Genomic DNA, 18723 nt, shown 5'->3' on the forward strand with positions numbered 1-18723 from the left:
AATATTATGCCGAGACTAATTGTTTCTTCTTCCTCGCTCATAGGCACCTCTGGTTCCGATCTAGTGGTGGGAGAAGAGGATAATACATTATTGCCAAAAATTCCAGCAATTGGAATTGAGGTTCTAAAAAATGGAGTCATTGATACTCAAGCAGGCAAGGACACTATCAAGGGTACTGGCACTGGTGGCGGCAACGGCTATGACATTGCAAGCACAGGCACAGGCATTGCTAACAGTGGCATCATCAATGCAGGGACGGGAGATGATACGATCTTTGGCACAGGCACTGGTGGTTACGCGTATCGATCCTATGTAGCTGGTATAGGTATCTCCAATACTCAGCGTGGCTATATCAATGGAGGAGATGGAAAAGATTTGATCTCCGGTTTGGCATCCGGTGGTATAGGCATCCAAAACACTAAGGATAGCCGTATTGATGGAGGAAAGGGAGATGACTCTATCTTTGGAACTGAAATTGGAAAATTTAGCGGGTTTGCTATAGGAATCTCTAACACTGAGAGCAGCGATATTAATGGAGGAGAAGGGAACGATTCTATCAAGGGAACTGGAAATGGTGGAATTGCTTTCAATGGAGAAGATGGTACAGGCATCTTCAACAGTGGTGGCAGCGACATTAACGGAGGAGACGGAAACGATTTTATTACTGGTATCGGCAACGGCAGTCCTGCAGAAGCAGATCAGTCCAGAAGTTACTATCCGGGTAAGGGTACAGGCATCTCCAACGGTCAGGGTAGCACGATCAGTGGAGGCAAGGGAAACGACTTCCTCTCTGGCACAGGCACAGGCGGTGCAGGACTGTCCGATAACCCTTTTGACACGATTGCACCTAGTATAGGTATAGGTATTGTTAACAGTGGCACGATTAGTTTAGGCGATGGCAACGATAGCATCATCGGTACTGGCATTAGTAAAGGTATAGGTATTCTTAATACTAATGGCATTATCTGTGGAGGAGCAGGAAATGATACCCTTACTGGGTATGGCGCTAACACTGGCATCAAAGGTGGCACAATTGATGGCGGGAACGGTAATGATTACTTCAAAGCCCGTCGAATTGATGATAGCGGTAATCCCGTTTCAAACCAAGGGGGCGCGATCGCTGATGTCTTGATTAAGGGTGGACGTGGAGCCGACACATTTGATGTTGGTTACGGTAATGCCACGATTGATGGTGGCAGGGGATGGGACAAGCTAATTCTGTCTGATTTAAAAAGTGATTACACTATTCTAGGCAGCTCTAACAATTACACCATTCAACGTGATGAGTTCACTCTGAATGTGTTGAATATTGAGGAAATCGTCTTTTCTGGCGCTTCCTCTATTTTGGGTGCCTAATCGTATCAGGGAGAGTCATCTATAACAAAAAACCTTTAACAGGTATAAGACGAATGGCACTAAGAAAAGCGTGAACTACTTACATCGACCTGACGGTAGGATGTAGGCTTCCCAATTCATTTGGAACTGCCTCGGACTTGGTGGATTTTTTACAAATGAACTACTTCCTCTACATCCCCACAGCCAGAAGAAGCAAGGGTTTCACTTTTTCTTCGTGACATTCGTCCCTTTGTCCTCTTTTTTAATGAGCGATCGCGCCACAAATTTACTAGTATTTCAAAATACACTACTAAGGCACAATCAGCACTGGACAAGGGGAAAGATTAATAACGCGAGTTGTCACACTATCATCCGCTCCCTCTTCAGTCAAGCCTAGCCCCCGGCAGCCCATAATAATTAAATCAGCCCCAATTTCATCAGCGACATCGCAGATAGTAAAAGCTGGTTTACCTTGTCTTTCCAGAATTTCGGATTGAATTCCTTGCCCAGAAAATAAAGATTGGGCATTTTCTAGCAGTTTTGCAACTACTTCTGGTGACACCATCGGATCTGCACTAGGCGCATCTGGAGCGTCTGGAGGTGGTTCTTCTACCACAGACAGCAGCACCAAGCGACTGCTGTACTTTTTGACTACGTTGGTAACAACATCAGCAGCTTCCCGTGTTTCCCGGCTTTGATCGATAGGAAATAGTACTGTCTTAAATATCTCTGTCACTTGGGTACCCCTGACTCCGGTAAAATCTTGATGGTTCTACTTTCAAAACAATAACAAAAAGGCAATCAGGAGAGTTTGGTGTGTCCAAAAAAAGTTTAGCAAGTTTATCTTCAGCTGATATATCTGGGAAACGTGCATTAGTGCGGGTTGACTTTAATGTGCCTGTGGACGATCAAGGCAAGATTACCGACGATACTCGCATTCGTGCCGCTCTACCAACCATCCAAGATTTAACGCAGAAGGGTGCTAAAGTCATTCTCGCAAGTCATTTTGGCCGTCCCAAGGGTGTGGATGACAAATTACGCCTAACTCCCGTTGCCAAGCGTCTCTCTGAGTTACTAGGGCAAGAAGTCATTAAAACTGATGACTCCATCGGCGATGAAGTTGCAGCGAAAGTTGCCGCTTTGCAAAATGGCCAAGTGCTATTACTAGAAAATGTCCGTTTTTACAAAGAAGAAGAGAAAAACGACCCAGAATTTGCCAAAAAATTGGCAGCTAATGCTGATTTTTATGTAAATGATGCTTTTGGTACTGCACACCGTGCCCATGCTTCTACTGAAGGTGTGACTAAATTCCTCAGCCCTTCTGTGGCTGGATATTTGGTTGAGAAGGAATTGCAATATCTGCAAAACGCTATTGAAAATCCCCAACGTCCTTTGGCGGCAATTATTGGCGGTTCCAAAGTTTCCAGCAAAATTGGTGTAATTGAAACCTTGCTGGAGAAGTGCGACAAGTTGATCATTGGCGGTGGGATGATTTTCACCTTCTACAAAGCCCGTGGTTTGAATGTTGGTAAGTCGTTGGTAGAAGAAGACAAGCTAGAACTAGCGAAGTCTTTAGAAGCTAAGGCTAAGGAACGTGGCGTTGCTTTATTGCTGCCTACAGATGTGGTATTGGCAGATAACTTTGCCCCCGATGCCAATTCTCAAACCGTTAGCATTGAGAATATCCCCGATGGTTGGATGGGTTTGGATATTGGGCCAGACTCGGTGAAATTTTTCCAAGAAGCCCTTGCAGATACCAAAACGGTTATTTGGAACGGGCCAATGGGTGTATTTGAGTTTGATAAGTTTGCGGCAGGTACGGAAGCGATCGCTCATACTCTCGCCGAAATCGGTAAAACTGGTACAACAACCATCATTGGCGGTGGTGACTCAGTAGCGGCTGTAGAAAAGGTTGGTTTAGCAGACCAAATGAGCCATATTTCCACTGGCGGCGGCGCTAGCTTGGAGTTGCTTGAAGGCAAAGTATTGCCTGGAATTGCAGCTTTAGATGATGCGTAAGTAAAGAATGGGGAATGGGGAATGGGTAATGGGGAATGGGGGAATGGGAAATAAGATTAAAAATACTATTTTCCAATCCCAATGCCCAGTACCCAGTACCCAATCCCCAATCCCCAATCCCTAAATATGGAAACTAAATGGCTGGAATGGGCGCAAAAGTTACAAGCAATCGCTCAAAATGGTCTAACCTATTCTGAAGGGCCTTTTGATATTGAACGTTATAAACAATTACGAGCGATCGCTACAGAAATTATGGCGACTTACTCGAACGTAGAACACAGCTATGTCCTCGATTTATTTGGCCGTGAAGTCGGATATGCAACTCCCAAAGTTGACGTGCGGGCAGCGATTTTTCATGAAAATACTATATTGTTAGTCAAAGAAAAAGCTGACGGTTGCTGGAGTTTACCTGGTGGATGGGCTGATGTTGGCGAGTCGCCCAGTGAAGTAGTTGTGAAAGAAGTATATGAAGAATCTGGATATCAAGCACGCGCTATTAAATTACTAGCAGTTTATGACAGAAACAAACAGGGACATCCACCATTGCCTTTTTATGTCTATAAGCTGTTTTTTAAATGTGAACTTATTGGTGGTTCTCCATCATCAAGTATTGAAACTGAAGATGTAGGTTTTTTCTCTGAAAATGCGTTACCAGAACTTTCTCTGGGACGGGTGACACCAGCGCAAATTACGCGGCTTTTTCAACATTATCGCCAACCAGACTTACCGACAGATTTTGATTAACAATTAGACACGGTTACTTTTAAGGAAATATTGCTAACTGGGTTTCCGGATCAAAAAAGTGAATTTTCTCTGGAGTTAGCGATAACCATAGTTGCTCACCAGGTTGTACAAGACGATCTGGTGGGATTCGCACTTGCAGGGAATTGGCTGTAGTGGCAGGCTGAGAACCCGGTTCGGCAATCTTAACAGCGAGAAAGGAATCGTTGCCAAGATTCTCTACCAAATCTACTTGCACTGGTAGATTTTTGGTAGCAGGCATACTCAAGTTCAAGTGTTCTGGGCGAATGCCTAAAATTAGAGTTTTCCGATCATATTTTTGCAATGCTTTTCCCCAAAGTTCTGGGAGAGTAAAACGAAACTGGGAACAATTAATCAACAGAGGGGCATGAAATTCTACAGGAATAAAATTCATCGGTGGTGAACCAATGAACTCTGCGACAAAAAGATTGGCAGGGCGGTTGTAAAGTTCTAAAGGAGAAGCAACTTGCTGAATTTTACCCTCAGACATAATCGCAATGCGATCGCCCATTGTCATCGCTTCTGTTTGATCGTGGGTGACGTAAATTGTCGTTGTCCCCAGTTGACGCTGCAATTTGACTATTTGGGCGCGGGTTTCTGCCCGCAGTTTGGCATCTAAGTTAGAAAGCGGCTCATCCATTAAAAACACTTGGGGGTCACGCGCGATCGCTCTTCCCAATGCAACCCGTTGTCTTTGCCCCCCAGATAGCTGTTTAGGTAAGCGATTCAGCAATGTTTCGATTTGTAACAGTTGGGCAACACTACGCACCTGCTGATCCACCGCCCGTTCTTTGTCAGAGATGTAGCGCAGTCCTTTAGGTAACTTTCTTGTCGCCCCCACGAAGAGATTTTCTGCCCATGTCCGAAGATAGGGAGTATTTTCTCCTTTGCTCCCCTGCTCCTCGGCTCCCCTGCTTCCCCTACGCCGTAATCCAAAAGCGATGTTGTCATACACCGTCATGTGCGGATAAAGGGCGTAATTTTGAAACACCATTGCGATGTCGCGTTCCTTGGGCGGTAGGTCATTGATCAAGCGATCGCCTACCCAGATATTACCGCCAGTCATCGTTTCTAACCCAGCGATTAACCGCAGCAAGGTACTTTTCCCACAACCAGAAGGGCCTACCAGCACCATAAACTCGCCATCTGCGATCGTCAGGTTAATCCGCCGCAAAACGTTGACACTTCCTGCACGTTCTTGCGCTGCATCAGTTTTCTCCCCAAGTGTGGGGGAAGATTGCTTTTGTGAGGTAACATCTTCGCCTTTACGTGAGGAAAAACTTTTATAAACGTTTTCTAAAATAACTTGGGACACAACTAATTATTTGATTGGGAATTGGGAATTGGAGGATAATTACGACTGACTAATGACAGTTTAGCGCCCATAATACACGTTCTCTGTAAATACGAAAAGTTAACAAAATAGTTTGCACCATCAAAAGCAAACTACGCTAGATTTTAGGGCTGTCAGGAGGTGTTGTTATGACTACCGATCTACCTCAAAATCTTTCCTCAGATCCAAATATTAACCCTGTCCATGACATTGTAGACGTACAAACCACAGATTGTTGCATTGTGGGTGGGGGCCCAGGCGGAGCAGTTTTGGCGCTGTTGTTAGCGCGTCAAGGCATTTCGGTGATGCTGCTGGAAGCACACAAAGACTTCGATCGCGACTTTCGCGGCGATACGATTCATCCATCGGTGATGGAAATTATGGAAGAATTGGGACTTAGCGATCGCTTGCTAGAACTCCCCCATGCGAAAATGCGCCAAATTAGGTTTAAAACTCCTGAAGATACTGTCACTTTGGCAGATTTTAGTCACCTAAAAACCCGCTACCCCTACATTACGATGCTTCCCCAGGTGAAATTTCTGGAGTTCATCACCCAAGAAGCACAAAAATATCCTAGTTTCCATCTGGTAATGGGTGCGAATGTGCAAGAATTAATTGCCGAAAATGGCGTAATTCAAGGTGTCCGCTATCGGGGAGGCGGTGGTTGGCATGAAATCCGAGCAATACTGACGGTGGGTGCAGACGGTCGTCACTCACGTTTACGCCACCTAGGTGAGTTTGAGTCCATCGAAACCTCGCCGCCAATGGATATTCTTTGGTTTCGCCTACCCCGTCAGCCAGAAGACCCTGAAGGGGGAATGGGGCGCTTTGGTAAAGGTAAAATCATCGCCATGCTTGACCGTGGTGATGAGTGGCAAGTTGCCTATATCATCACCAAGGGAGGCTATCAAAAATTGCGGGCTGAGGGTTTGGAGGAATTAAAAAAATCTGTTGTGGAAGTAGTGCCAGAATTCCAGCAACGCATCCAAAATTTACATGACTGGTCACAAATAGCTTTTCTTTCAGTCGAATCCAGTCGCGTGAAACGCTGGTATCATCCGGGACTGTTACTCATTGGTGATGCTGCTCATATCATGTCCCCCGTGGGTGGAGTTGGGATTAACTACGCAATTCAAGATGCTGTCGTCGCTGCGAATGTACTCAGCAAACCGCTCAAAAACCGACAAGTACAACTTAGCGACCTAGCAAAAGTACAACGTCAACGCGAGTTGCCCACACGCATCATTCAGGCGTTTCAAACTTTTATCCAAAAGCGGGTATTTGTCCCAGTTCTCACCTCAAAGAACACCTTTGTACCACCTGCGTTTTTGCGCTTACCCATCTTGCGCGACCTTCCAGGTAGATTGATTGCCTTGGGTGTTTTTCCAGTTCACGTCAAGACTTAATTTTTGCCAAGAATTTTTTCTCTTTCTGAAAATAGTGGTACAATTATACTACTCAATGCAGAATTGAATGCTCAATTTAGTCAAGCGAGAGTGGCAGACGGCATACTTAATGCTGTTCAAAGCGCTCGCTTGGCTTTTATGCTAGAAAGGACTAAAAACTCAGGCATTATTAAAAAATGCAAACAATTAAACATATCTAGATATTAATTGGCGCTACATAGAAAAACCCCAACTTTTTCAATCAGTACTTTTTGCAGTCAGGAGTAATTTTAATGAACAGCTGCGTTTTGATGGCGGAAATTATTAACGAGCCGCAACTCCGCTATACAGCCGATAATTTGGGAGTTACGGAAATGCTGGTGCAGTTTCCCAATTCCCTGAAACCAGAAGACCCGCCAGCCACCCTGAAAGTTGTCGGCTGGGGTAATTTAGCGACAGAAATCCAGCAAAACTACCACCAAGGCGATCGCGTCATCTTGGTAGGGCGTTTAGGCATGAATACTGTTCCGATGGAAGGTTTTAAAGAAAAACGCGCTGAATTGACAGTACAACAAATTCAACCTGTTGGAAATAGTTTTAATACCGATCCATTGCCTTCAGCAACCGTAACTCCATCATTCGCTGAAACTGCTCCACGACAAGCATCTTCAGCATCTCGTCCTCCCCAGAAAGAAGTTAACACTTACGAGTCACCACGTCCAGCGCCTACTCCGGCTGCAAATTCTGTTGGCGTTGCTCCCCAAGCGACAAGCTACGAACCCGTACCCCAATCTACAAATTATGAGCGAACCACTTATCCAGCAGTGAAAGCGGAAGAACCAGATCCAGATGATATTCCGTTCTAAAGTTGGTAGTTGAGTGTGTATTCAATTTGCTAACTAATATTACGATTAGACAATTTCTACAAATAGCCATCCTTGAGGATGTGCTATTTTTTTGTCTGTGTTGACGCTTTACATTTTGTAGTGAAACATCGCTTAGTTTAGCTATCGAGTAAGTTAGAGATCAATACGGTTCAGTTAAGGCTAAAAACTAAAACTGGCGTAGGTTGGGTTGAGGAACGAAACCCAACATTATCAAGGTTTGATTGGGTTGAGCGGCAGCGAAACTCAACCTACTATTCTTTTTAACTGAACTAGAGATAGAGAAAGTTATACTATTTTTAATAAATGTTTGTTTGCAACACTTGATGGTATTGAATGACTACACCTGACGAGTTAATCACGATACTTGACCGCATCATAGATGGTAAAAAAGATAAACAGGATATTACTCTACTGCGACAATGGCTAGAAAATAGTAGTAATCAGAATTGTGTGCAGTCAGCTAAATATATAGTTAATACCTCTGATAGCAACAATATTCATATTGGCGATCGCATCATCAACGAAGGTATTAATGAAGAAACGATCGCAATTCTTCGACAGATACAAGAAATAGTCCAGAAAATCAGCATTGAAACAGCTTCACAGGCAATATTCCCAGATTTCTCTTATATCTAATATTTCTCCTCCAGATACAAATGAAAAGTTTGTAGTTCTAACTAATTCACAAACGCCACTGCTTCCTCCTCCAACAATACCAAATATCACAAAGTTCGAGTTTGAAGTTATAACTATAGACACTGAAGGAATAGAAATTAAGCGTTGTCTTAAACAAGCTGAGTATTTTAGAGAAAATTTAGCAGATACTATTGTATTGGAAATGGTTTTTATTGCTGGTGGTAAATTTAAAATGGGCGCACCTCAAGATGAATCTGAATCAGTTGAAGATGAACGTCCCCAGCACATAGTAACTCTAAATTCCTTTTACATTGGGAAATATCCTATTACCCAAGCACAGTGGAGAGTTATTGCAAAGCTTCCAAAAATTAGACGCTCTCTTGAACTAGAACCATCTTGTTTTAAAGGAGATAACTTACCTGTAGAAAGAGTTTCTTGGTATGATGCACAAGAGTTTTGTGAGCGAATTTCACGAGAAACAGGAAGAAAATACCGCTTACCTAGCGAAGCTGAATGGGAATACGCTTGTCGCGCTCAAACATCAACTCCATTTCATTTTGGCAGAACAATTACGCCAAAATTAGCAAAATATTTTGCTCAAAGTGAAAATATTAATAGTACTTTTCACCAAAAGACAACACAAGTTGGCAATTTTCTACCCAATGCCTTTGGAATATATGATATGCATGGATTAGTTTGGGAGTGGTGTGAAGATTATGAACACGACGACTATCAAGACGCACCATCAGACGGTAGTTCTTGGGTGAATAAGGGAAATTCCGAATATCGAATTTTGCGGGGAGGTTCCTGGGATTCTCCTGCTCATTTGTGTCGTTCTGCATCTCGGTTTTCAGAAATGGCAAGTGCTACCGATCCTAAATTTGGTTTTCGGGTTGTCTGTTCTTCAACATAAATGGGTGAATTATGGTGTCATTAATTGTATAATTCTTGTTTTTATATCTTCAATAGATAATGAATCAGAAATTTGTATGCTTGTCTCTCGACGGATTTGAACTTTAGAATTCAACGATCTACTACACTGCTTTCTATAAGGATGAGAAAGCCAATTCCAACTTCCAACAACAGCAAATTTAGTATCGCAGACCAATATTTTTTCATTTGTTCCTCTACTATCTATATATATTTTTTTACCTAAGCAACTTAAATGCGAACCAGGGTACTGAGAAAATAATTCCTCCAACTTCTTCTCAAGCTCCGGGTCGTTGCCATCGTTCTCTTCACTACTTTTATTACCATAAATAAGCCTAACTTTAACTCCTTTTTCTAAAGCTGAAACAATATCATTTACAAACCGTTTTGATTCATTACCGCGAATCCAAGGTGTGACAATTGCTAACTCTTGTTCAGCTTGTTCAATAGCATCTCTAAAAACTTTTAAATGGTCACAATCATAAACTACAATACCTCCTGGCTGCGGTTTTGGAATTTCAGCTTCAGATTTGTAATCTAAAATATCTCCATACTCCCGAATGTGTTCAACGAGCTGACGGGTAAGCTTACCTTTTTCTAATCTATAAAGGTTCCCAACTAAAATAAATAGTTCTTTTGCTCTCGATACGGCAACGTTAAGTAGGTTTGGGCGCTTGTTAATCCAGTTAATATTATCTTGTGTTCCACATACTTTTGTAGATAAGATAATCACTTTTTTCTCAGAACCTTGGAAAGTGTGAATTGTCCCAACAGATTTTTTATCTAACCCAGAGAATTTTTGAGTTAGATTTTCTCTCAAAGCCATAGCATGAACGTTAAATGGCGAAATAACACCGATATCTTGTAATGAATAACCTTGCTTTTGTAAGTGCTGGATTACATCACTCACAGCGAGAATTTCTTCTTCATTAACATTACGACTAATACTTCCCTCAACATGGTAAGCAACTAAGTGTGAGTTTAATAAAGAAGTAACTGGTTCTGTTTTTACTTCTAATCCATATTGAGCAATGGTATTGCAGTATTCAATTATGCTAGGTTGGCAACGGTAATGCTCAATCAAACAAATTCCTTGACCTTTATCATTGTCTTCTCCAGTTGCTCCAGCAGCGCGATGATAGCTAGTAGCGCTATGTTCTTCCTCTGGACTGTAACGATGGTAATCAATTTCAGTTAATTCTCTGCCAATAAACGCTGTTTGGCGATAATCATCGCGTCTTTGGTTACTGAGAGTGATTACAGGCTCTATTTGTAGAGGATCGCCTACAATAATAGCTTTACGCGATCGCACTAATAACGGAAAAGTCTTATGCAAGTCAATCATTCCTGCTTCATCTACAATTGTGCGATCAACACATTCCTCAACCCAAGGAAGTATATTTTTGATGGAAAGCAATGTACTTGTAATCACGGGAAAAAATAAACTCACATTTTTAATATGCTCATTCAGATTTTCTGCCATCTTCTTTTTATCTTTCCAATTTCCTCCAGCAAGAACATTTGAATATAGTTCCAAAGAACCTTTGACGCGCTCTTTATTACAGAGTGCTTGCTGAGTCATAAATTTCCGCGACAACTTAAATAGCTCTTTGTGCTGGTAATGAAAATTTTGGTAAAAAGAAGCATAATTATTGGTACTACTAATAACAGTTAAGTTATTAATGTCGCGCTTACTTTCAATTAGGCCAAGTACCCGTTGGACTACCTGTTGAGCGATGAGGTGAAGAATAAGGGTAGTTTTTCCAGAACCTGGCGGCCCTTGGACAGCAGTCATCGGTTCGGTTTGGGCGTGTTTTAACGCTGTAGATTGGGAGTTAGTCGGTGCATGGGTTGGGAAAGCACCCATGTAAGTAATTTCGTGTTGTGGAAGTTGAGGTACACCGAACAAATATTCATAAGCTGGATGTTTTGGTTTCAACCACTTTTTTGAGCCTGACTTGATTTCTTTTAAGTCTTGCTTGAGATTCCAAGAATATGTTGCTCCTGTAAAGGCAAACAAGTATGGCTGTCGTTGAATTTGGTGGCGAGATCGAGGTATGGGAACATTTCGCATCCACTCTTCATAAGTTTGAAATTCTTGCCCAAATGTGGTTTCGAGAAATTGTCGCAGTCCATCTTGTGTAATCAACTGCTCCCGTTGTTGATCATCTAATCCCAGGAAGGTAGCTAAGTTATCTCCTGCTTCCATCAGTTTTAATTCGTCAAGACTCCACCCTGTTTGTCGGTACTCTCCTTTGAAGATAGATGTAACATCCAAACTAAATAGAGGACAAAAATAAGATTTTCCTTTATCTACATCAATAAATTGGGGAAAAGACAATGCCCACACTGTTTCCTGTTGACCTTGTTGCACTTTGGAAACTTTTTGTTGCAGTTCTAAAAAAATGGTTGACTCAATCAATACATGGTCGTTCGCTAGCTTGACACCACGCTGTTTTACCGTATCCTGATTAGCTGCTTCAATCCTAGCGTTGCTATAATCATCCAAAGCAATGTAATCAAACCACGCATTGAGAATTGCATCTACCTTGTTAGCTGCGTTCAAAATTACCTCCAGATTGTGGTACTGATTTTAGTTTCCTATGTATTATTACTAATTAACTGAGATACTAATTAAAATTACGCAAATATATACTTTACGCAGCAGTTATTTGTTGTAAACATCACCAATATGCAGATCGCTAGCTTTATTAATATTCGTGATAAACTTTCCATACTGGTTTATCGTCTCGGCAATTTTATTAATCTTTTGTGTAGCTTGGGGCTTGACTTCATCCCATCCCTTATCAGGTAAACCTTTACCACCCTGAAGTTTGGCAATTACAAAATCTCCTGCATCCACATCAAAATGCGGAATTTGTTCTGCTTTGTACAACTGACGCGCACTCTCAGGCACAGTTTTACCCAGATAATTCATTAAATTAGAAACCCGAACTTCTGTATCACCGGGCTGATTACCAGCACCATGCAAAGCTTCCAGAAAATGATAAGTATAGATGCTGCTTGATTCATCTTTTATCCAAGATTGTTGCTCACCTTCAGAAGAAGTAAAAACTACTCTACCTTTGCCTTGTTTCAAATCATCAATCAAACCTTTAGATGGAGCAACTCGAATAAAATCTTCAAATTCTTCTTCTAGTTCTAAATCAGCCTCTTTAGAAGTTGCCATTCCTGCTGCATGGCAGCTATCAATCACAACTAATAAACGTTCTGCTTTTATTTGCCTTAATGCATCTGTGAAAGTTTCGGCTGCAAGTGCGGAACTAGCAAGCTTAGTTGGCTTAATATCATGTTGTAGTAAATAATAATTTTGTGTATTTTTATCTATCCAGCCATGTCCTGAATAATAAACAAATATGGTTGCCTTAGTATCTGCGGCTGATTTCTCTTTTAACCAATTTAATCCATCTAGAATAGCGGCTTTATTTGCTTCTTGATTATTAAGCACCCGAATATGATTTTTATCATCGTTATAAGCACATAGTTGCGGGTCAATTAAAGCAGCATAAATTGCTTGAGTATCTTTTACTGTTACTGGTAGCGAAAGCTTACTATATTTAGACTCTCCTACACCAATTAATAGTGCATAACCGTGAGTAAATTTATCGCTCACTTCCATCTAACTCCATGTATATAAGTGATGCTTAAGTGATTTTACAGAGAATATTCTGTTATTTATCTAAATGTAACAAAGTATTAACTAAATTATTGGCATTTACAACATAAACACCAGCAACCTCATTATTAGAAATATCGACATTACCTTTTGTAAAACAAAGCAGTGCAGTCACCCAACGCGCACTTTTTAAGTGTTTTACTTCTGTCGCTTGGCCTTTAACTTTGCCTATCAAATCACCTTCGTCAAAATCAAAGGTATTTCTGCCGTAGCGTTTACGCAGACGACCACTTTCATAAACTTTAGTACCGCTATGCGACTTAACATCGACCACGTACCAGTTATTTTGAGGAGAATGCAGCACCACATCTGCATCTCCCCATCTCCTAATTCGGAGGTTGTATTCTACTTGCCATCCTCGATGTTCCAAAGGACGCAATAATCTAGCTACTTCAGTTTCGGCTGTAGCACCACGTTGAGCATCACCCGCTCTTTTCATTAAGTGTTGCCCATTCCGAAACAGGTAGTATGAGCCTACTAATGCACCCAGTGAGAGCAACATCCCCACAAAAGAAGTTCTGAAGATACTGAATAACAGTAGTGTTCCCATTAGAACAAGTACTGCAAAAGCATAACTCAGCATTGCAGACTGGCGACGCTCCTTAAGCAATTTACGGATTTGTTCTCCTGGCTGTTTTGTTCGTGGTGGCAATTTTCTGTAGTTAATGCTGTTATGTAAAGACTGGAACTGTGAAAACAGAGGATACTATGAGCCGATGACGATTTACAGAAATCACAAGCAGTTGGACATCGCAAATGTGTGTATATTGTGGAAGTATATGATGTCAGTTGTAGAGGAAAAACTGCTAAAGAGCTTAAAAACCAAATTTACCGACATAATAGATCAAAACTATTGTTAAAATCAAATAATTTTAAGTTAATATTTCTACCCAACTCCTATGAGAGAAACTGTCCTAGAGGTTCGCAATCTCCAAGTTGAATTTCCCGGTGATGGCAATACTGTCAGAGCTTTGGATGGTATTTCCTTTGGGCTGCATCGAGGTGAAACTCTAGGAATAGTAGGAGAATCGGGGAGTGGTAAATCAGTGACAGCCCTAGCTGTGATGGGTTTGTTGCAAAGTCCCGGTATAGTTACTGGCGGTGAAATCTGGTTTCGTCCTCAAGAGAATGCCAACGCCATTGATTTGGTAAAATTGCCTCCTGAGCAAATGCAGTTACACCGGGGTGGCGACATCGCCATGATTTTTCAAGAACCGATGAGTTCGCTGAATCCGGTTTATGACATTGGGTTTCAGCTAACAGAAGCGATTATGCGGCATCAAAAGGTGTCAGCAGCCCAAGCACGACAAATTGCGATCGCAGGTCTACAAGAGGTTAAACTTCTACCTAGCGATGAGGAAATCCAGCAACAGTATATCGAAACTTGGCATCAAACTAACGTCAATTCACCGAAACCAGAACCAGCAAAGTTGGCTCAGTTGGTTAAAGAACTCAAAGAAGCCATGCTGAAACGCTACCCTCATGAACTTTCTGGGGGTCAGTTGCAACGGGTGATGATTGCAATGGCAATTTCTTGCAACCCATTAATCTTAATTGCTGATGAACCAACTACAGCCTTGGATGTGACGGTGCAAGCGACGATTTTGGACTTGTTGCGAGAATTGCAGCAAAGTCGTGATATGGCAATGATTTTCATCACCCACGATTTGGGGCTAATTTCAGAAATTGCTGATCAAGTAGCGGTGATGTATAAAGGCAAAGTTGTCGAATCTGGTACTGCGGAGCAAATTTTCAGCAGTCCCAAGCATCCATATACTAAAGGTTTGATAGCTTGTCGCCCCACACTCAACCGTCGTCCTCAAAAATTACTTACCGTTTCTGACTACATGAGTGCAGAGGAGACAGCAACGGGACAAGTAGTAATTCAGGCGAAAGAACCCGCACAACCTATAGAAGTTACCACCGAAGAGATTGCTGCAAGATTGGCAAACTTCAGTGAATTGGAACCCCTGCTGCAAATCCGCAACCTGAAAGTTGGTTTTCCAGTGCGCGGGGTATTTGGTGGGACAAAACGCTACAATATGGCGGTCAATGGAGTTTCCTTTGATGTCAAGCCAGGAGAAACACTAGGTTTGGTGGGAGAATCTGGTTGTGGTAAAACCACCCTTGGTAGAACCTTGCTGCGCTTAATTGAACCGATGAGTGGTCAGATTATCTTTGAGAAACAAGATATTACTAGCCTCAAAGGAGAACCGTTGCAAAAATTGCGGCGGGAAATGCAAATAGTCTTCCAAAATCCTTTTAGTTCCCTCGATCCACGGATGAAGATTGGGGATGCGGTGATGGAACCTTTGTTAATTCACGCCGTTGGTAAGACAAAGCAACAACGACGGCAGCGAGTAGCCGAACTCTTAGAACGGGTAGGGTTGAGCGCTGATGCGATTAACCGCTATCCTCATCAATTTTCTGGTGGTCAACGTCAACGGATTTGCATAGCCCGTTCTTTGGCATTGAATCCTAAGTTTATCATCTGCGATGAATCAGTTTCAGCGCTGGATGTTTCCGTACAGGCGCAGGTATTAAATCTTCTCAAAGAATTACAGTCAGATTTTCAGCTTACTTATATCTTTATTTCTCACGATTTAAGTGTGGTGAAATTTATGAGCGATCGCATTTTAGTCATGAATCGCGGTCAAATTGTTGAAGAAGGCACAGCCGAAAGCATCTACCTAGAACCCAAAGAGGAATACACGCAAAAATTAATTGCTGCAATTCCTACTGGTAGTGCTGAACGGGTTCGAAGTCGTCATCTACGGGCTTTGTAGTTAAAATTGTAGGGGCAATTCATGAATTGCCCCTACCTGAACATAGGGCTTCGTATTTTGTTTTCAACAAATATTTGTGCAAACAAAGTTAATTACATCTGCAAGTCCGGAATGACTTTTTAAATTAGTAAAAATAAAAGGTTTATCGCCGCGCATTTTTTTAGCATCTCGTTCCATCACATTTAAATCTGCACCAACATAAGGTGCTAAATCAGTTTTGTTAATCACCAACAAATCAGACTTGGTAATGCCCGGCCCGCCTTTGCGGGGAATTTTATCGCCAGCCGCAACATCGATGACGTAAATCGTTAAATCCACCAATTCTGGACTAAAGGTAGCAGCTAAATTATCACCACCACTTTCCAAAAATACCAAATCTAAATCGAGAAAACGTTCTTCTAATTGTTCAATTGCTGCCAAATTCATCGAAGCATCTTCACGGATGGCAGTGTGAGGACAACCGCCAGTCTCTACACCCAAAATGCGATCGCTAGCCAACGCCTGAGAACGCACTAAAAACTGAGCATCCTCCTGAGTATAAATATCATTCGTCACCACAGCAATCTGATATTGCTCACGCAATCCCTTGCACAAAGCATCTACTAAAGCTGTCTTCCCCGAACCCACTGGCCCAGCAACCCCTACTCGAAATGCATTCATTGTCATTTGTCCTTTGTCATTGGTACATAGTTATTAGTCCTTAGTTTTTGCCTAGTTCCCAATTCCCAGTTCCCAATTCCCAATTCCCAGTTCTCCATGACTAACTCCTAAACAACCTTGTATACTGTGTTTCATGCTGCATACTCGCTAGCGACAAACCCCAACTACAACAAGCGAGTTCATCATCCTCTAAGGCTAGAATTTCTAACGCAGCAGTGCTAAATAATGGTTGCAAATCTAGCAATAACTGCTGTCCTGCTGTTTGTCCAAGGGGGATAAGTTTCACGCCCGCAGTAATCAAATTACTTGCCCAACTATGCAGATATCCGAGTAATGCGGCTTTGATGCTAATTTGCCAATGGGCAACGGCAATACCAAAAGCGATCGCATAATTGCAAGGATTACCCACAGCATTGGCAATAGGTATAATCTGCGGTTCTAGTTTACCAAGTAATTGGATGAGCGATCGCCCCATCTGCCAACTAGAGGCGCGTAATTCTTCTGTTTCTCTAGCAGCCGATAACCAGAGATTCCAACGGCATAGTGACTCTAAATCATTCATTTTTGCGGCTTGTTGCGATCGTACCATCACCGCCGCCTCTAACCGAATTGCCCCGTAGAGCAACTCTGCTTTTAACCAATCTTTGAGATGTGTGTGGTTAGCGATCGTACCATTTTCCACCAGCATTTCTAAGCCTTCAGAATAACTATATGCTCCCACAGGCAAAGCGGGGCTAGCCAGTTGCAAAATACTCAAAAGATGGCTATCAGTGAGCATGATGGTGTTGTCCATAAGCTCCTAATTCTGGTTGAAACGGTAAAATTTCCTCTTTAACTTCTAACCCCAGTTGTTCTAACATCACACGTAAGACTGAATCTGAGGACAAGCGTAAATAAGTTGGGGTAATTTCTACAGGTACATGGCGATTTCCTAAATGATATGCCGCCCGTAATAACAAAAGTGATGTTTGGGCAAAGGCAGTCACTACTAGTTCTGGTTTGGCAATAATTCTGATTAAACTGTTATGGGTTTGTTCTAGCAGAATATCACCATCGTGTAAAACAGTTCCTCTGGGTAAATGTAAAAACACAACCTTACCATCTTCAGTTTCAAAGCGATGACGGCTGCGGGTACGTTCTTCTGCTGTCAGCGCCAGAGTAAAAGTAACTGCTACATCAAGATTAGGTGGTTGAAGTTTGGTAAATGTCAGCATACAGAGTTTTGCTTTAACTTTTGCTTTTCATTATGGTTCTAATTTAAATACCATAACTGCCTTGCCCAAAGGAAAGATAAAATTAAACAAATAAAGGCAACAAAACGGGGACAATCATGAACCAAGCCGTTGAGGGAGTACGCTGGACAATTCACGATTTAGAGGTTCTACCCGAAAATGAGTGGACGCGCTATGAAATTATTAATGGAGAACTCTTTGTGACTCGTACTCCTCACCGCCGTCATCAATAAGTTTGTGTCAAAACAAGGAAGCAAAACTGAAACTTTATTCAGTTCAAGGCGTGCGTGAGTATTGGATTGTCGATCGCTTTACTAAACAAGTTGAAGTTTATCGGCGGGAAAAAGCACAGTTGGTTTTAGTTGCTACTTTGTTAGGCGATGATAAAATCACATCGCCACTTTTACCGAAATTTTGTTGTTCTATCAGTTTATTTTTTCCTGAATAATAGCAAATTCGATAATATTTATGGAAACCTAACCGCTAGATACAGATGCCAATATTGATTCCAAAATTGATGATATTGAACCTGAAAGTTTACAGAAAAAGTTGATAGCTGCAACGACAAATGCAAAAAATACAATAATCATAGCAGCGATTCTTGCTGCATATAAAAGAGGAAACTGAAAGGTCAGAAGCAATAATCCTACTGATAAAAGCAGATTGGATAAGTGAAATAACACAAGTGCAGATTTAAAAACTTTCTGTTTGACCTTCTCATCTTTATAACTAATCGAGTTAGCGAAAATACCGGATGAGTAGATGTAAAGTCCTGCTGATAAAAGAACTAAAGCAACAATCCAGTCTTTGCCACTATTACTTGCAATTGTACCAGGAGTTAATGCTAGTACTACAAGCGTTATGCTGAAGCCACCCAAGACACCTGAAACCGACGAGAATGCGCCAGCAGTTGGAGATGTGTCGTTTTCACGAGCAAGAAGTTGCAATATTGCTTCATTTAGTGAGGATGATGGTTCCATTTTGAAGTTTCTATCTATTTTCTTGATTGAGGAAGTTTAAATAATTATTTAAACTCATACCATACACAAAATAGCCATATT

General features: G+C 41.8%; 17 protein-coding genes and 1 pseudogene. 9 read left to right on the forward strand and 9 right to left on the reverse strand.

Translation table 11 applies throughout. From position 1 onward, the window contains the following. Positions 1-6: 6 nt before the first annotated feature. A complete protein-coding gene (locus GNF10_RS00490; protein WP_185586079.1) occupies positions 7-1356 on the forward strand; it encodes a calcium-binding protein in 1350 nt (449 codons plus the stop codon). Positions 1357-1645: 289 nt separating this feature from the next. On the opposite strand, the gene GNF10_RS00495 is transcribed toward GNF10_RS00490, so the two are convergent. Then, positions 1646-2062: a universal stress protein gene (locus GNF10_RS00495; protein ID WP_041566493.1), complete on the reverse strand. Its 417-nt coding sequence runs from the start codon at positions 2060-2062 to the stop codon at positions 1646-1648. An 89-nt stretch (positions 2063-2151) separates the two neighbouring features. Here GNF10_RS00495 and pgk point away from each other — a divergent pair, with 89 nt between their 5' ends. Then, positions 2152-3354, forward strand: coding sequence for a phosphoglycerate kinase (gene pgk / locus GNF10_RS00500; protein WP_185586080.1), 1203 nt, complete (start codon positions 2152-2154; stop codon positions 3352-3354). A gap of 126 nt (positions 3355-3480) precedes the next feature. Continuing rightward, positions 3481-4098: an NUDIX hydrolase gene (locus tag GNF10_RS00505; protein ID WP_185586093.1), complete on the forward strand. Its 618-nt coding sequence runs from the start codon at positions 3481-3483 to the stop codon at positions 4096-4098. 19 nt (positions 4099-4117) lie between these two features. Here GNF10_RS00505 and GNF10_RS00510 read toward each other — a convergent pair whose 3' ends face one another. Continuing rightward, the gene (locus GNF10_RS00510) at positions 4118-5431 is read right to left on the reverse strand and encodes an ABC transporter ATP-binding protein (protein WP_185586081.1); all 1314 of its coding nucleotides are present in this window, start codon (positions 5429-5431) and stop codon (positions 4118-4120) included. Between the two features lie 167 nt (positions 5432-5598). Here GNF10_RS00510 and GNF10_RS00515 point away from each other — a divergent pair, with 167 nt between their 5' ends. From GNF10_RS00515 to GNF10_RS00535, 4 genes are all read left to right on the forward strand, one after another. Beyond that, on the forward strand, positions 5599-6855 hold the full coding sequence (locus GNF10_RS00515) for an FAD-dependent oxidoreductase (RefSeq protein WP_185586082.1): 1257 nt from the start codon (positions 5599-5601) through the stop codon (positions 6853-6855). Between the two features lie 272 nt (positions 6856-7127). After that, complete coding sequence (locus GNF10_RS00525; RefSeq protein ID WP_185586083.1) at positions 7128-7700, forward strand: single-stranded DNA-binding protein; 573 nt, start codon at positions 7128-7130, stop codon at positions 7698-7700. Between the two features lie 354 nt (positions 7701-8054). Next, positions 8055-8357 (forward strand): hypothetical protein, encoded by a 303-nt coding sequence (locus GNF10_RS00530; protein WP_185586084.1) that lies wholly within the window; start codon positions 8055-8057, stop codon positions 8355-8357. Next, positions 8311-9270: a formylglycine-generating enzyme family protein gene (locus tag GNF10_RS00535; RefSeq protein ID WP_185586085.1), complete on the forward strand. Its 960-nt coding sequence runs from the start codon at positions 8311-8313 to the stop codon at positions 9268-9270. The genes GNF10_RS00530 and GNF10_RS00535 overlap by 47 nt, the downstream gene beginning before the upstream one ends. Before the next feature lie 9 nt (positions 9271-9279). Here GNF10_RS00535 and GNF10_RS00540 read toward each other — a convergent pair whose 3' ends face one another. The 3 genes from GNF10_RS00540 to GNF10_RS00550 form a co-directional block, all read right to left on the reverse strand. Beyond that, positions 9280-11853, reverse strand: coding sequence for an AAA domain-containing protein (locus GNF10_RS00540; protein WP_185586086.1), 2574 nt, complete (start codon positions 11851-11853; stop codon positions 9280-9282). Between the two features lie 102 nt (positions 11854-11955). Then, positions 11956-12921, reverse strand: coding sequence for a caspase family protein (locus GNF10_RS00545; RefSeq protein WP_185586087.1), 966 nt, complete (start codon positions 12919-12921; stop codon positions 11956-11958). Between the two features lie 58 nt (positions 12922-12979). Further along, a complete protein-coding gene (locus GNF10_RS00550; protein ID WP_185586088.1) occupies positions 12980-13636 on the reverse strand; it encodes a nuclease-related domain-containing protein in 657 nt (218 codons plus the stop codon). A 247-nt stretch (positions 13637-13883) separates the two neighbouring features. On the opposite strand from GNF10_RS00550, the gene GNF10_RS00555 reads away from it, so the two are divergent. Next, positions 13884-15770 (forward strand): ABC transporter ATP-binding protein, encoded by a 1887-nt coding sequence (locus tag GNF10_RS00555; protein WP_185586089.1) that lies wholly within the window; start codon positions 13884-13886, stop codon positions 15768-15770. Between the two features lie 63 nt (positions 15771-15833). Here GNF10_RS00555 and ureG read toward each other — a convergent pair whose 3' ends face one another. The 3 genes from ureG to ureE all read right to left on the reverse strand — a co-directional run bounded on the left by ureG (position 15834) and on the right by ureE (position 17644). Beyond that, the gene (ureG, locus tag GNF10_RS00560) at positions 15834-16430 is read right to left on the reverse strand and encodes an urease accessory protein UreG (protein WP_185586090.1); all 597 of its coding nucleotides are present in this window, start codon (positions 16428-16430) and stop codon (positions 15834-15836) included. Between the two features lie 100 nt (positions 16431-16530). Further along, the gene (locus GNF10_RS00565) at positions 16531-17223 is read right to left on the reverse strand and encodes an urease accessory protein UreF (RefSeq protein WP_185586091.1); all 693 of its coding nucleotides are present in this window, start codon (positions 17221-17223) and stop codon (positions 16531-16533) included. Then, positions 17198-17644 (reverse strand): urease accessory protein UreE, encoded by a 447-nt coding sequence (ureE, locus tag GNF10_RS00570; protein ID WP_185586092.1) that lies wholly within the window; start codon positions 17642-17644, stop codon positions 17198-17200. Before ureE ends, GNF10_RS00565 begins: the two co-directional genes overlap by 26 nt. A gap of 116 nt (positions 17645-17760) precedes the next feature. On the opposite strand from ureE, the pseudogene GNF10_RS00575 reads away from it, so the two are divergent. Continuing rightward, positions 17761-18110 (forward strand): annotated as a pseudogene (locus GNF10_RS00575) (Uma2 family endonuclease). Between the two features lie 28 nt (positions 18111-18138). On the opposite strand, the gene GNF10_RS00580 reads toward GNF10_RS00575, so the two are convergent. Beyond that, the gene (locus tag GNF10_RS00580) at positions 18139-18642 is read right to left on the reverse strand and encodes a hypothetical protein (RefSeq protein WP_012412370.1); all 504 of its coding nucleotides are present in this window, start codon (positions 18640-18642) and stop codon (positions 18139-18141) included. Positions 18643-18723 lie beyond the last annotated feature (81 nt).

The organism is Nostoc sp. UCD121 (genome assembly GCF_014222285.1).
Classification (GTDB): domain Bacteria; phylum Cyanobacteriota; class Cyanobacteriia; order Cyanobacteriales; family Nostocaceae; genus Nostoc.

Excerpts from the sequence above, each read along its gene's own strand:
- GNF10_RS00490 (WP_185586079.1), top strand. The coding sequence starts at position 7 with ATGCCGAGACTAATTGTTTCTTCTTCCTCGCTCATAGGCACCTCTGGT.
- GNF10_RS00505 (WP_185586093.1), top strand. The coding sequence starts at position 3,481 with ATGGAAACTAAATGGCTGGAATGGGCGCAAAAGTTACAAGCAATCGCT.
- GNF10_RS00515 (WP_185586082.1), top strand. The coding sequence starts at position 5,599 with ATGACTACCGATCTACCTCAAAATCTTTCCTCAGATCCAAATATTAAC.
- GNF10_RS00525 (WP_185586083.1), top strand. The coding sequence starts at position 7,128 with ATGAACAGCTGCGTTTTGATGGCGGAAATTATTAACGAGCCGCAACTC.
- GNF10_RS00530 (WP_185586084.1), top strand. The coding sequence starts at position 8,055 with ATGACTACACCTGACGAGTTAATCACGATACTTGACCGCATCATAGAT.
- GNF10_RS00555 (WP_185586089.1), top strand. The coding sequence starts at position 13,884 with ATGAGAGAAACTGTCCTAGAGGTTCGCAATCTCCAAGTTGAATTTCCC.
- ureG (WP_185586090.1), bottom strand. The coding sequence starts at position 16,430 with ATGAATGCATTTCGAGTAGGGGTTGCTGGGCCAGTGGGTTCGGGGAAG.
- GNF10_RS00565 (WP_185586091.1), bottom strand. The coding sequence starts at position 17,223 with ATGGACAACACCATCATGCTCACTGATAGCCATCTTTTGAGTATTTTG.
- ureE (WP_185586092.1), bottom strand. The coding sequence starts at position 17,644 with ATGCTGACATTTACCAAACTTCAACCACCTAATCTTGATGTAGCAGTT.
- GNF10_RS00580 (WP_012412370.1), bottom strand. The coding sequence starts at position 18,642 with ATGGAACCATCATCCTCACTAAATGAAGCAATATTGCAACTTCTTGCT.